Source organism: Caballeronia sp. TF1N1 (assembly GCF_022878925.1).
In the GTDB taxonomy this organism is placed as follows: domain Bacteria; phylum Pseudomonadota; class Gammaproteobacteria; order Burkholderiales; family Burkholderiaceae; genus Caballeronia.
Window position 1 is genome coordinate 1,227,265 of the sequence record NZ_CP084626.1, and the last position, 12,775, is coordinate 1,240,039.

Here is a 12,775-nt window from a genome sequence, read left to right on the forward strand (position 1 = left end):
GGACATGTTCGCCTCGACCGGTCGTCTCACGGATCTCATCTGCGGCAACGAGGCCGCCAACGCGCTATGGTCGGCGCGCGCGACGGTGCAGGCCATGCTCGATGTCGAAGCGGCGCTCGCGCGTGCGTCGGCGGAGCATGGCGTGATTCCGGCGAGCGCGGTCGATGCGATCGTCGCCGCGTGCAATGCCGACAACATCGACGCCGGCGCGTTGATGACCGGCGCGGCCGCCGGCGGCAATCTCGCGATTCCGCTCGTCAAGCAATTGACCGCCGTGGTGAAGGCCGGCGACGCCGAGGCCGCGAAGTACGTGCATTGGGGCGCGACGAGTCAGGACATCATCGACACGGGCGTCATGCTGCAACTGCGCGCCGCATTCGAACTGATCGATGCCGATCTGCGCGAACTCGCGGCATCGCTCGCGCAGCAGGCGCAGAAGCATCACGCGACGCCGATGATCGGCCGCACATGGTTGCAACAGGCGCTGCCAATCACGCTCGGTCTCAAGTTCGCGCAATGGCTGGACGCAGTGACGCGTCATCGCGGGCGTCTGTACGAACTGAAATCGCGCGTGTTCGTGCTGCAATTCGGCGGCGCGGCGGGCACGCTGGCGAGTCTGCGCGACAAGGCCTTGCCGGTGGCGCAGTCGCTCGCCGATGAACTTCAGCTCGCCCTGCCCGCGCTGCCTTGGCATACGCAACGCGATCGCATCGCGGAGGCGGCGGCGTTTCTCGGCATGCTCACGGGCACGCTTGGCAAGATCGCGCGCGACATCTCGCTCATGATGCAGACCGAACTCGGCGAACTCGCCGAGCCGGCCGCCGCAGGCAAGGGCGGGTCGTCCACCATGCCGCACAAGCGCAATCCCGTGGGTTGCGCGGCGGTGCTTACTGCCGCGACGCGCGCGCCCAATCTCGTCGCGACGGTTTTCGCGGGCATGGTGCAGGAACACGAACGCGCGCTCGGCGGCTGGCAGGCGGAATGGGAAGCGCTGCCCGATCTCGCGCGGCTTACGGCGGGCGCGTTGTCGAATATCAAGGGCATCGTGCCGGGTCTCGAAGTGAACGTCGCGCGGCTCGCGCGGAATCTCGACGCGACCAACGGTCTCGTGCTCGGCGAAGCGGTCATGCTCGCGCTCGGCGACGCCATCGGCCGGCTGGATGCGCACAAGCTCGTCGAGCAGTCGTCGAAGGCGGCGGTGGCAAGCGGCCAGTCTCTCTTCGATGTGCTCGCCGCGAACGAAACCGTCACGCAGCATCTTTCGCAACAACAGTTGAAATCCTTGCTCGATCCGGCGAACTACGCCGGTCAGGCACAGGCCTTCGTCGACGCCGCGCTCGAGCTACATCGCGCGAACGCATGAGCGCACAAGATTCAGGAGCGATACAGCATGCCCCTTGCCGCTATCAACGGTACCCGGATTCACTATCGAGTCGATGCCCGCGCGGGCAATGACGCCCCGTGGCTCGTGCTGTCGAATTCGCTCGGCGCCGATGTCTCCATGTGGACGCCGCAAGTCGAAGCGTTCGCCGAGCACTACCGCGTGGTGCGTTACGACACGCGCGGCCACGGCCATTCGGACGCACCAGCGGGGCCGTACACCATCGATCAGTTGATCGGCGATGTCGTCGGGCTGCTCGATCATCTCGGTATCGAGCGCGCGCATTACTGCGGTCTGTCGATGGGCGGGCTCACGGGCATCGGGCTCGCCGCGCGTCATCCCGAACGTTTCTCGCGCGTGGTGCTGTCGAACACGGCGGCGCTCATCGGCTCGGATGCGGTGTGGACGCCGCGCGCCGCGAAAGCGCGTGAAGCAGGCGGCATGTCGTCGCTGACCGACGCCGTGATCGCGCGCTGGTTCACCGCGCCGTTCATCGACCGCGAACAGCTCGTGCTCGCCAACATCCGCGATGTCTTCCGGCATACGGAGGGCGAAGGCTACGCGTCGAATTGCGAAGCGATCCGCGACGCCGACCTGCGCGCCGAAGCGAAGACCATCGCGCTGCCGGTGCTCGTGATCGCAGGCACGCACGATCTGTCGACGACAGCCGAGCAGGGCCGCGAACTGGCGGGTTATATCGAAGGCGCGCGCTACGTCGAACTGGACGCGGCGCATTTGTCGAACATCGAGAAGCGCGACGATTACACGCGCGCCGTGCTCGACTTTCTCGGAGAACAACCATGACTGATGACGAACGTTACGAAGCCGGCATGAAGGTGCGCCGCGCGGTGCTGTCCGATGCGCACGTGGACCGCTCGCTTGCCAACCGCACCGATCTCACCACGGATTTCCAGAACTTCATCACGCGCTATGCGTGGGGCGAAATCTGGACGCGCGATGGCTTGCCGCGTCATACGCGCAGCCTTCTCACCATCGCGATGATGGTCGCGCTCAATCGTGGCGAGGAACTCGCGTTGCATCTGCGCGCCGCGAAGAACAACGGCGTGACGCAGGACGAGATCAAGGAAGTGCTGCTGCAGACGGCCGTGTATTGCGGCGTGCCGGCCGCGAACTCGGCGTTCCATCTGGCGCAGAAGATCTTCGAGGAAGAGGCGCAGAAGAAGTAAGTAGCTTTCCGCCTGTTGCGGCATGTCAAGCCGAGGGCCGTTCATCGCGAACGGCCCTCGCTTTTTAGAACGCGTAATACGGCCCGTTTCCTGCGGGCGTCGCGCGTCCTTCGAGCGCCGTGAACACGCGTCTACCAAAGAAGAATGGCAAGCCCCAGTCGAAGTATCCGCTCGACGGTCCGGCGAGATTGCTGAACGCAAAATTGCCGCTTGCGATCAACGTGGTCGATTGCGCGACGCTGAACGAGACGTCTGTCGTGATGCCGCTCGTCGAACGCACGGTCGCGCTCAAGGCTTGCGTCGCCGCCGGGCAATACCACGCGCCGCATGTCGTGATGCTCGTCGAAGGGAAGAACAGCCCATTCGATCCGCTGTCGATGAAGCTCGTCCCATACTGACTGCCGCCGAAGCTCGTCGACACATAGCCGGAAGACGAACTCGATTTCAACACCGTCGCCGAGCCAAGCAGATTGTTCACCTGCGAACCGATGCCGAAGGTCATCGTCCCCGTGACCGCGGATGCGCCTGCGGCTGGAATGGCGGGGAGTTCGATCAGCACGCCGTTGTTGTCGGCGGCGAAGTTGGCGACCGGATTGGTCACCTGCTGCGCAACCGGCAAGCTGCTCGCCGTGCAACCGCCGCCCGCGTTGCAGGTGTAGTACCAGCGCGGCATGGCGGAGGCGGCGCAGCCCGCGCCGCAATCGGCGGTGAACGGACCGACGCCGAGAATGCCGTTGCCGCGCAGCTTCGATGCGTCGAGCATCGGCAGGCCGGACTGTGCGCAATCGGCGGGCGCCGTGGGCGTCGACGCATCGGCGATCAACTGCACGGAGGTTGCCCCCGCGACTTGGCCGGCGAGCCGCACATCGGCGGTGCGCACGGCGCCCCATGTGTAGCCGGTGCCAAACACCGAGCATTCGGCGACGATCCCGTTCGAACCGCTTGCCGCGACGAGCGGCAGCGCGATTTGCGAGTTCAGTGCCGACGCCAGCACGCGCAGCCCGTGCGAGCCGGTATCGACCTGGATGTTGTCGATGGTCTGGCAAGTATTCGTGCCCGGCACGCAGATAGTGACGCTCGTCTGCAGCATGTTGCGCGTGCGAGTTGGCGTGCTGGTGACGGTGATGGTCTGCACGTTCGGCGTGGTCGATTGCACGACGGTGGTGGAGTCGGCGCTCGGTGCGGATGCCGCACTGGCGCTGCTGGCGGCGCTTGCCGCGGCCGGGACGCTTGCCGTGCCCGGCGCGCTGCCCGTCGCGGGCGCGCTGGCTTGTGCAGGTGCCGCAGGTGCCGGCGTGGCGCTGTCGGAACTGCCGCCACCGCCGCATGCGGTCAAGGCCAGTGCGGTGACGATAAGAAGCGTGAGATGCGTGCGAATAGGCATGCGTGCCTCCATCGTCATTGAATATCGGCGGTGGATACGCCAACTGGAAGCGCGCTCACGAGCCATGCGCGGCCACTGAACTCACGCAGCCGCACGTGATTTTCGACGACGAGATCGCCATTCGCGATGCGCGTCGCGTGCAGACCGGCATCGCCCGACGAAGCGTTCGCGCCGTCCTTGAAGCGCTGAAAGTACGCGCCGAGCAGCGCTTCGGTGTCGGGCATGGCCGGTCCGCGCCAGGAGATTGCGTACACGGCGCCGCTGGCCGCGACGTATTCGCGCACGACGATGCCGTTCGCGTCCGTCGTTTCGACGTAATCGAGCAGGCCGTGCGTCGATCGATGCGCGACGACCCCTGGCGAAAATACGGCGCTGCGCGCTATCGCGCCGAGTTGCGCTTGTGCAGGCGCGGCCATCGATCCGCCGAGCGCGATGCAAGCCGCCGCGAGGTAATGAGGATTTCTTAGCGTATGTCTTGGCGTAGTCACGTGTTCCTCTCTCAGTTTCACTCAGATAATTCTTAATTTGGAGAGCGATTCTAGAGGGAAGAAGGGGATGGGCGATACCGTCGCCCGAGGCACTCGAAAGCCGCGAAAAGCCTTCGAAAGAAGGGCGTGGTGCCTTGAAAATCAGTACGTTACGAAGCTCGAAAAGCCAAATTGCCTATTTTTGAGACTGTCATAAATTGTCATTTCGAGGCGAAGACGATCTAATGGCATGGGTGCATCCATGCCTTTTGACCGCAACAAAAGCGCATTCGCTGCCGATGGCGAATTGCCAACAAATCTCGGCGACAAAAAGCATCCAGTTTCCGTGGATCAATATCGCGACGAGCGTCGCGGAAAACGAAACCGGCCTCTTTTTGCCAGAGACACCGCCAGACCGGTAAAATGCTGGGTTGATCCACGGAAGAACCCGTGGCGTTGCGGAAGGACTTTCCAGACATGACAGATTTTCGTGTAACCAGGCGGGTTGCTGCGGTCGTCGCAGTGGCAGGAATCGTGGCGGGTTGCGGCACGTCTTCACCTAACGCGATCAACTACAAGAGCGATCAGCGCTCCAAGCAGGAAACCCTCGCGAATCCGCCGAACCTGCTCGACGAAGCCGTCGATCAGCGTTCGCTGCCGCCACAGGGCGGGCAGACATCCCTTTCCGATCTGCAGCAAGTCCAGAAGGTCGCGCCCACCGCACCCACGGTGGTGCCGCCAATCACGGGCATGCGCATTCAGCGCGATGGCGCCGAGCGCTGGCTCGTCGTCGACGACCGCGCGCCCGATCAGGTCTGGCCGCAGATCCGCCGGTTCTGGCAAGAGCAGGGCTTCCTGCTCGTCGTCGATCAACGCGATAAAGGCGTGATGGAAACCGACTGGAACGAAACGCATCCGCAAATTTCAGATGGCCTGATTCGCGACACGCTCTCCAAGGCCACGGGCAATTCCTATGTCACGGCCGAGCGCAACAAATACCGCACGCGTCTCGAAGCGGCGCCCAACGGAGGCACGTACGTGTTCATCAGCCAGAAGGGCATGCGTGAAGCGTTGACCGGCGTAAACAACGACACGAGCCAGTGGCAGGCGCGTCCGAACGACCCCGCGCTCGAAAACGAATACCTGCGCCGTTTGATGACTTCGCTTACCAACGCGGACACGCGTCAAGCGGGCGGCACGTCTTTGCCGGGCGCGACCGCCGCGGCGGCGAGCGCCAAGGCTGGCGACAAGAAGGCTGCATCGGTTGCCGCGCAGAACGCGGCCAACGCAGGCAACAGCCCCATTCGCAACGAAGCCGTACCCGAAGCCACGACATCGGAGCTGACCCTGCCCGAAGCCTACGACCGCGCGTGGCTGCGCGTGGGCATCGCGCTGGATCGGGCGAACTTCACCGTGGACGATCGCGACCGTGGGCGTGGCGTCTACTACGTGCGTTACGTCGATCCGAACGACAAGACATCGGCCGAGCAGGGCTTTTGGAGCCAAGTGTTCCACGGCCGCAAGGAGATGGTCGCGAAGCAATATCAGGTCAACGTGCGCGCGGTCACCGAACAGCAAACACGCGTCGCAATCGTCGACGACAAAGGTCAACTCGATTCTTCGCCGCAAGCGCGTCAGATCATGGCCTTGTTGGCCGGTCAGATCGGCTGATCATCGCGTTCGCAGCCTTCGGGCTCTCATCGTGTGCAAACCGCCTCGTCATCGAGGCGGTTTTTTTTCGTCAACCTTTCTCGGCGCGACAAGTTAAGCCGATAGCGAAAAAATCGGTCGTGCGATTGAACGCATATGCGAGCGTTCCGCGCTTATTGCGCAGAGGATTCTTTCTATCGCGCTATGTGCGCAAAAGCTTATAGAAAACGACCGAGTGGACAGTACATTACGTCATCAGCGAACACGGTACAGCGAAGCGCCGATACAGGACAAACGAATAATGGTTCGCGTTCTCGCGAACCCCGATGGCCCCGTCGCCTATCCTCGTAGGGCGACGGTTTTTACCCGCGTTTCATTCGGAACGCGGGTTTTTTCTTTGTGGATCGAAAACGGCAAAGTGCGCCGCGCGCAGTTATGCTTCGCGTTCCATCCCAACATTGAAACGAGGAGAACGCTTATGTCGGAAGTCGCAGTCGTCGCTATTTTTGTCGCGAAGCCAGGCAAGGAAGAGGAACTCAGGAAAGTGCTCGAAGCGAATGTCGAGCCGACTCGCAAGGAACGCGGCGCGTTGCAATACGACTTGCATCGCGATGTAAAGGAACCGCGCCGCTTCATCTTCGTCGAGCGTTGGGAAAGCGAAGAGGCGCTCGCCGAGCACGGCAAGTCCGCGCATATCCAGGCGTTTCGCGCCAAGTCGCCGGAACTGGCCGAGCACGGCGAGGTTCACGTCGCAGGCAAGATTCTCTGAACTGCGGCGTGAATGAACGGCGCGGATGCCGTTGGGTCGTTAGTGCGTTTCGTGCGGGACGTCGAGGATCAGAATGATGGTCCAGTCCGCATCGCCGTCGTGATGATATTGACGCTCGGCCACGATAAACGGTTGCTGCTTGCCCGACGGCCCGAGGAAAAGCACATCGCCTTCCATCGGCAGACATTCGACCGGCGGCAGCGCCAGATAGGCGTCCTTGCTGGCGTTGCGCGGCATCAGTTTCTCGATTTTGCGCGATGCCGCCTCGGTCCATTCGATATCGAGCTGGATATTGCTCATGCTGTCGTTCGCACGGTCAGTGCGCTCCACGGTTGAATCGTTAAAAAGACGATGCGCAATGTAGCACACGCCATGCGCGATTCGTTCGCCACGTCTCAATGAACAAACGGCCCGCAGGCCGTTTGTTCGCAATGCACGTTTCGCGATGAACGACTCAACCTTCGCGGGTCAGATCGCCTCGTAAAGCGGCAGGGTCAAAAATTCGGTGAACTGCGCCGAAGTCGACATCTCTTCGAAGATCTTGGCCGCGCGTTCGTAAGGCTTGGTATCGCTGCCCGCGCCGCCGACCGACTGCTTGACCTTCTCGAGTTCGTCGATGGTGATCTCCCGCACCATCGCTGCCGTGACCTTGCGGCCATCGTCGAGTTTGCCCTTCGGCGAACGAATCCACTGCCACACTTGCGAACGCGAAATCTCGGCGGTCGCGGCATCTTCCATCAGGTTATGGATCGGCACGCAGCCATTGCCCGCGAGCCACGAACCGAGATAGTGGATGCCCACGTTCACGTTATTGCGCAAACCGGCTTCGGTGATCGGTTCTTCGGGACGGAAATCGAGCAGATCGTGTGAGCTCACCTGTACGTCGTCACGCTGCTTCGCGATCTGATTCGGCTTGTCGCCGAGCACTTTCACGAATTCTTCCATCGCAATGGGCACGAGTCCCGGATGCGCGACCCAGCCGCCGTCGTAACCGTCGGTGGCATCGCGCGCCTTGTCGGAACGTACGCCGCCCATCGCTTTTTCGTTCGCGGCGGGATCGTTCTTGATCGGAATCAGCGCCGCCATGCCGCCGATAGCCGGCGCATTGCGCTTGTGGCACGTCTTCAGCAATTCGAGCGCATATGCGCGCATGAAGGGCACGGTCATCGTGATCTTGGCGCGATCGGCGAGGCAGAAGTTTGGATCGTTCTTGAACTTCTTGATCGCGGAAAAGATGTAATCCCAGCGGCCTGCGTTCAGGCCGGAGCTATGTTCGCGCAGTTCGTACAGAATCTCGTCCATTTCGAAGGCCGCGAGAATGGTTTCGACCAGCACGGTCGCGCGAATCGTCCCGCGCGCAATGCCCACGCTTTCCTGCGCCGCGATGAAGATGTCGTTCCACAGACGCGCTTCGAGATGGCTCTCCATCTTCGGCAGATAGAAGTAAGGGCCGCTGCCGCGCGCGATCAGTTCCTTCGCGTTGTGGAACAGGAACAGCGCGAAGTCGAAGATGCCGCCCGAGACGCGCTCGCCATCGACCGTCACGTGTTTCTCATCCAGATGCCAGCCGCGCGGACGCACGATCAACGTGGCGACCTGGTCGTTGAGCTTGTATGACTTGCCGTTCTGTTCGAGCGAGATGGTGCGGCGCACGGCCTCCATCAGATTGAGCTGGCCGGTGATCTGGTTGTCCCAACTCGGCGCGTTTGAATCCTCGAAGTCGGTCATGTACGAATCCGCGCCGGAGTTGAGCGCGTTGATGATCATCTTGCGCTCGACCGGACCGGTGATCTCCACACGACGGCATTGCAGGTCCTTCGGCAACGGCGCCACTTTCCAGTCGCCTGCGCGAATCGATTCGGTCGATGCGAGGAAGTCGGGACGCTCGCCTGCATCGAGCCGCCGGGTACGGTCGATACGCGCGGCGAGCAGTTCGCGGCGACGCGGCTCGAAACGGCGATGCAGCGATGCAACGAGCGCGAGCGCCTCGGGCGTGAGGACGGTTTCGAAGCCCGGCTTGATCTCAGCCGCGATGCGCATGCCTTCGGGCAACGAGAGCGGATGCGATTGCGATGTCTGCGTCATGTTGAAATCTCCTTGGTCGGTCAGACGGTTTTGCTTGTAGCGGTGAGGCGGTAAATCAGTTGCGCGGCGCCCGGCGCGCACCACGTAAGGGGATGTCCTGTGGCTTGCATCCACCTTCGATGAATTCGATCAGTTCGGCCATGCCGCGTCCCGTTGCACGTGGCGCGAGCCCGAGTTCTTCAACCGGCAAGCCGGCGCGATTGATCCAGAACGTCGTGTAGCCGAACCAGGTCGCGCCCGCGATATCCCAGCCGTTCGACGACACGAACACGATCTCGCGCGCCGCCGCGCCGAAAGCGCGCGTGCCGAGTTCGTACGCGGCGGCGGCGGGCTTGTAGGCGCGCACCGCATCGACGGAAAGCACGTGGTCGAAGAGTCCCGTCATGCCCGCGCTTTTGATGGCGATATCGAGCATCGGCGGATTGCCGTTGGACAGGATCGCGAGGGGAATGCCTGCGCGCTCGCGCCATTGTTTGAGCGCGGTCACGGTATCGGGGAACGCGGACAGGCAGGCGTATTCGTCCATCAGACGCTTCTCGGCGGCGCTGGTGAGCGCATCGGCAAGACCGAGGCGGGCGGCGGCGTGGCGCAGGGCATCGATCGTGATGTCCCAGAACGGCGCGTAATGGCTACCCGACGGATCGGCGAGCGTGCGCAACTGCGTGTATTCGATCTGCTTTTGCCGCCAGAGCTGCGAGAGCGGCTCGCCCTTGCCGGGAAACAGTTGCTCGGCCACCGAGACGACCGAGTGAACGTCGAAGAGCGTGCCGTAGGCGTCGAAAATCACTGCGCGAGGAGATGGGTGTGTCGTTATGGCCGACATAGCCGTGCGCTCCATGTAGAGGTCGGGTTGGATTGTATTGGTGATCGTAGTGAAGGAAAAAGCATCGCCGGATCACTTGATCTTTTACTTTTTAATACCTAATCTGAGCGCGAGTCCCGCATTTGACGAAAAAAACGCATGGATCGATTCAAGCAGATTGAGACGTTCGCGGCCGTCGCGGCAAAAGGCAGCTTGTCGGCGGCGGCGCAGGCGGAAGGCATCGCGCCCGCGGTGATCGGCAGGCGGCTCGACGCGCTCGAAGAACGGCTCGGCGTCAAGCTGCTCGTGCGCACGACGCGCAAGATCACGCTGACGTTCGAAGGCTCGGCGTTTCTCGAAGACTGCCAGCGCATCATCAACGACATGCAGAACGCGGAATCGAGCGTGTCGGCGGGCGGCGTGAAGGCGAGCGGGCATCTGCGCGTGTCGGCGCCGGCGGGCTTCGGGCGGCGTCACGTCGCGCCGCTCGTGCCGAAATTCACGACGCTGCATCCGGACGTTTCCGTGAGTCTCGATCTCACCGACCGCATGGTCGATCTCGTCAACGAAGGCTTCGACTGCGCCGTGCGTCTCGGCGAGTTGCCGGATTCGTCGCTCGTGTCGCTCAAACTCGGCGAGAACCGGCGCGTGTGCGTGGCGTCGCCCGACTATCTCGCGAAATTCGGCGAACCCGCGGACCTCGCGGCGCTTGCGCATCACAACTGTCTCGCGCTTGGGGCATCGGCGAATCAGCAGCGCGGCTGGGTGTTTCAGCAAGATGGCAAGGTAGTGACGATCAAAGTCTCCGGCACGATGGAGTGCTCGGACGGCGCCGTGCTGCACGAGTGGTGCATGGAAGGGCGCGGGCTCGCGTGGCGGTCGTGGTGGGAGGTGGGCGACGATATCGGCGCGGGACGCCTCGAGAGCGTGCTCGATGCGTTCGCCGCGCCGCCTATCGGCATTCACGCCGTTTTTCCGCAACGCCGGCACTTGCCGTTGCGCGTGCGTCTTTTTCTCGATCTGCTCAAGCATACGTATAACGCTTCGGGATACTGGGGATGAACCGCCCTTGATCGCGCGTTTGCGGCACTAGAATGAAAGCACGCACCGACGCCCGAAGGAGGACGCCATGTTCAAACACATCCTTGTGCCGACGGACGGTTCCGAACTGTCGCAAAAGGCCATCGACGGCGCGATCGACCTCGCGCAATCCGTTGGCGCACGCATCACGGCTTACGCGTGCCTGCCGCAATACCCTTATTCGCCTTTCGCCGATGTCGCCGTCGAACCACCCGACGACTTCCACACGCGCGCCGAACGCGAAGCCCGCGATCATCTGCGCGCCGTCGAACGCGCGGCGATCGCGGCAGGCGTGGCGTGCGACAGCGTGACGAGCATCGACGCGGCGCCGTATATCGGCATCATCGAGGCGGCGGAGGGCAACGGCTGCGACGTGATTCTGATGGCCTCGCACGGCAGACGCGGGCTCGGCAGTCTCCTGATCGGCAGCGAGACACAGCGCGTGCTCACGCATACCAAGATTCCGGTCATCGTCTATCGGTGACAGGTCACGGTGAAATGAAAAACGGCGGCCATGTCGCCACGGCCGCCGTCGGTTTCACTGCGCTCCCTGATTCAGCCTGGCGCTTTTACGCGACCTTTTTGTCGAAGAACTGCTCGTCTTCCGTCGATCCATGCAGCGCGGTCGTCGATGCGTCGCGTTCGACCGTTTGCGTGACGGCATCGAAATAGCCGGTGCCCACTTCGCGTTGATGCTTGACCGCCGTGAAACCCTTGTCAGCGGCAGCGAATTCGGCTTGCTGCAGTTCGACGAATGCGCTCATCTGCGAGCGGGCGTAGCCGTGCGCGAGGTTGAACATCGAGTAGTTCAGCGCGTGGAAACCCGCGAGCGTGATGAACTGGAACTTGTAGCCCATTGCGCCGAGTTCGCGCTGGAACTTGGCGATGGTCGCGTCGTCCAGATTCTTCTTCCAGTTGAACGACGGCGAGCAGTTGTACGAGAGCATCTTGCCCGGGAACTGCTTGTGGATGGCTTCGGCGAATTTCTTCGCGTATTCCAGGTCCGGCTTGCCGGTTTCGCACCATACGAGGTCCGCATACGGCGCGTAGGCGAGGCCGCGCGACACTGCCTGATCCAGCCCCGGACGCGTGCGATAGAAGCCCTCCACGGTGCGCTCGCCGGTCAGGAACGGCTTGTCGTTGTCGTCGATGTCGGACGTGACGAGATCGGCGGCTTCGGCATCCGTGCGCGCAATGACGAGCGTCGGCGTGCCGCAGACGTCGGCGGCGAGACGCGCGGCGGTCAGCTTCGCGACGTTCTCACGCGTGGGCACCAGCACCTTGCCGCCCATGTGGCCGCACTTTTTCACCGACGCCAACTGGTCCTCGAAGTGCACGCCCGCTGCGCCGGCTTCGATCATCGCCTTCATCAGTTCGAAGGCGTTGAGCACGCCGCCGAAACCGGCTTCGGCATCCGCGACGATCGGCGCGAAGTAATCGACGTAGCCGGCATCGCCCGGATTTTTGCCTTCGGACCATTGAATCTGATCGGCGCGCGTAAGCGTGTTGTTGATGCGCTTCACGACGAGGGGCACCGAGTTCGCCGGATACAACGACTGATCCGGATACATCTCGCCCGCGACATTGGCATCGCCCGCGACTTGCCAGCCGGACAGGTAGATGGCCTTGAGGCCGGCTTTCACCTGCTGCATCGCCTGATTGCCAGTCAATGCGCCAAGCGCGTTGACGAACGGCTCTTCATGAATCGACGCCCACAGCTTTTCAGCGCCACGCCGCGCGAGCGTGTGCTCGACCGGCACGGAGCCGCGCAGACGCACCACGTCCTCCGCCGAATAGCTGCGCTTGACACCTTTCCAGCGCGAATCCGTTTCCCATTCCTGATGGAGTTGTTGGGCTTGCTGTTGACGTGAGGTCATGGCGTTTCTCCTTGAGATTGAACTGAGTTCCTTGGCGATTTGAGCTTCGTGCGCCGACGTCGGCGGTTTCGTTTGCTCAACTCTTATATAAGA

The 12,775-nt window shown here is 62.6% G+C and carries 13 protein-coding genes; 7 read left to right on the forward strand and 6 right to left on the reverse strand.

Going from position 1 to position 12,775, the window contains the following annotated elements:
- Positions 1-4 precede the first annotated feature (4 nt).
- From LDZ28_RS05670 to pcaC, 3 genes are read left to right on the forward strand one after another with little or no spacing between them, the layout of a single operon-like run.
- On the forward strand, positions 5-1,363 hold the full coding sequence (locus LDZ28_RS05670; protein WP_244827719.1) for a 3-carboxy-cis,cis-muconate cycloisomerase: 1,359 nt from the start codon (positions 5-7) through the stop codon (positions 1,361-1,363).
- A gap of 27 nt (positions 1,364-1,390) precedes the next feature.
- Positions 1,391-2,185 (forward strand): 3-oxoadipate enol-lactonase, encoded by a 795-nt coding sequence (pcaD, locus tag LDZ28_RS05675; protein WP_244827720.1) that lies wholly within the window; start codon positions 1,391-1,393, stop codon positions 2,183-2,185.
- On the forward strand, positions 2,182-2,568 hold the full coding sequence (gene pcaC, locus LDZ28_RS05680) for a 4-carboxymuconolactone decarboxylase (protein WP_244827721.1): 387 nt from the start codon (positions 2,182-2,184) through the stop codon (positions 2,566-2,568). Before pcaD ends, pcaC begins: the two co-directional genes overlap by 4 nt.
- Positions 2,569-2,632: 64 nt before the next feature.
- On the opposite strand, the gene LDZ28_RS05685 is transcribed toward pcaC, so the two are convergent.
- Positions 2,633-3,952 carry a DUF3443 domain-containing protein gene (locus LDZ28_RS05685; protein WP_244827722.1) on the reverse strand — a complete coding sequence of 440 codons (1,320 nt, stop codon included), beginning with the start codon at positions 3,950-3,952 and terminating at the stop codon, positions 2,633-2,635.
- A 14-nt stretch (positions 3,953-3,966) separates the two neighbouring features.
- Positions 3,967-4,440: a DUF2844 domain-containing protein gene (locus tag LDZ28_RS05690; RefSeq protein ID WP_244827723.1), complete on the reverse strand. Its 474-nt coding sequence runs from the start codon at positions 4,438-4,440 to the stop codon at positions 3,967-3,969.
- 456 nt (positions 4,441-4,896) lie between these two features.
- Between LDZ28_RS05690 and bamC the strand changes: the two genes are divergently transcribed.
- Together bamC and LDZ28_RS05700 are read left to right on the forward strand one after the other, a co-directional pair.
- Positions 4,897-6,090, forward strand: a complete 1,194-nt coding sequence (gene bamC, locus LDZ28_RS05695; protein WP_244827724.1) for an outer membrane protein assembly factor BamC — start codon at positions 4,897-4,899, stop codon at positions 6,088-6,090.
- A gap of 457 nt (positions 6,091-6,547) precedes the next feature.
- Positions 6,548-6,838 (forward strand): putative quinol monooxygenase, encoded by a 291-nt coding sequence (locus tag LDZ28_RS05700; protein ID WP_244827725.1) that lies wholly within the window; start codon positions 6,548-6,550, stop codon positions 6,836-6,838.
- 39 nt (positions 6,839-6,877) lie between these two features.
- Here LDZ28_RS05700 and LDZ28_RS05705 read toward each other — a convergent pair whose 3' ends face one another.
- From LDZ28_RS05705 to LDZ28_RS05715, 3 genes are all read right to left on the reverse strand, one after another.
- Positions 6,878-7,138: a DNA-binding protein gene (locus tag LDZ28_RS05705; RefSeq protein ID WP_244828011.1), complete on the reverse strand. Its 261-nt coding sequence runs from the start codon at positions 7,136-7,138 to the stop codon at positions 6,878-6,880.
- A gap of 168 nt (positions 7,139-7,306) precedes the next feature.
- Entirely contained in the window at positions 7,307-8,923 is a 1,617-nt protein-coding gene (gene aceB / locus LDZ28_RS05710; RefSeq protein ID WP_244827726.1) for a malate synthase A, read from the reverse strand.
- A 55-nt stretch (positions 8,924-8,978) separates the two neighbouring features.
- Complete coding sequence (locus tag LDZ28_RS05715) at positions 8,979-9,746, reverse strand: haloacid dehalogenase type II (RefSeq protein ID WP_244827727.1); 768 nt, start codon at positions 9,744-9,746, stop codon at positions 8,979-8,981.
- A gap of 138 nt (positions 9,747-9,884) precedes the next feature.
- Between LDZ28_RS05715 and LDZ28_RS05720 the strand changes: the two genes are divergently transcribed.
- Both LDZ28_RS05720 and LDZ28_RS05725 read left to right on the forward strand, forming a co-directional pair.
- A complete protein-coding gene (locus tag LDZ28_RS05720; protein ID WP_244827728.1) occupies positions 9,885-10,787 on the forward strand; it encodes a LysR family transcriptional regulator in 903 nt (300 codons plus the stop codon).
- 67 nt (positions 10,788-10,854) lie between these two features.
- Positions 10,855-11,289: a universal stress protein gene (locus LDZ28_RS05725; RefSeq protein WP_244827729.1), complete on the forward strand. Its 435-nt coding sequence runs from the start codon at positions 10,855-10,857 to the stop codon at positions 11,287-11,289.
- 85 nt (positions 11,290-11,374) lie between these two features.
- Here LDZ28_RS05725 and aceA read toward each other — a convergent pair whose 3' ends face one another.
- Positions 11,375-12,682, reverse strand: coding sequence for an isocitrate lyase (aceA, locus tag LDZ28_RS05730; RefSeq protein ID WP_244827730.1), 1,308 nt, complete (start codon positions 12,680-12,682; stop codon positions 11,375-11,377).
- Positions 12,683-12,775: the final 93 nt, after the last annotated feature.

Coding starts and splice junctions, on each gene's coding strand:
- LDZ28_RS05670 (WP_244827719.1), top strand. CDS start 5: ATGTTCGCCTCGACCGGTCGTCTCACGGATCTCATCTGCGGCAACGAG.
- pcaD (WP_244827720.1), top strand. CDS start 1,391: ATGCCCCTTGCCGCTATCAACGGTACCCGGATTCACTATCGAGTCGAT.
- pcaC (WP_244827721.1), top strand. CDS start 2,182: ATGACTGATGACGAACGTTACGAAGCCGGCATGAAGGTGCGCCGCGCG.
- LDZ28_RS05685 (WP_244827722.1), bottom strand. CDS start 3,952: ATGCCTATTCGCACGCATCTCACGCTTCTTATCGTCACCGCACTGGCC.
- bamC (WP_244827724.1), top strand. CDS start 4,897: ATGACAGATTTTCGTGTAACCAGGCGGGTTGCTGCGGTCGTCGCAGTG.
- LDZ28_RS05700 (WP_244827725.1), top strand. CDS start 6,548: ATGTCGGAAGTCGCAGTCGTCGCTATTTTTGTCGCGAAGCCAGGCAAG.
- LDZ28_RS05705 (WP_244828011.1), bottom strand. CDS start 7,138: ATGAGCAATATCCAGCTCGATATCGAATGGACCGAGGCGGCATCGCGC.
- aceB (WP_244827726.1), bottom strand. CDS start 8,923: ATGACGCAGACATCGCAATCGCATCCGCTCTCGTTGCCCGAAGGCATG.
- LDZ28_RS05715 (WP_244827727.1), bottom strand. CDS start 9,746: ATGTCGGCCATAACGACACACCCATCTCCTCGCGCAGTGATTTTCGAC.
- LDZ28_RS05720 (WP_244827728.1), top strand. CDS start 9,885: ATGGATCGATTCAAGCAGATTGAGACGTTCGCGGCCGTCGCGGCAAAA.
- LDZ28_RS05725 (WP_244827729.1), top strand. CDS start 10,855: ATGTTCAAACACATCCTTGTGCCGACGGACGGTTCCGAACTGTCGCAA.
- aceA (WP_244827730.1), bottom strand. CDS start 12,682: ATGACCTCACGTCAACAGCAAGCCCAACAACTCCATCAGGAATGGGAA.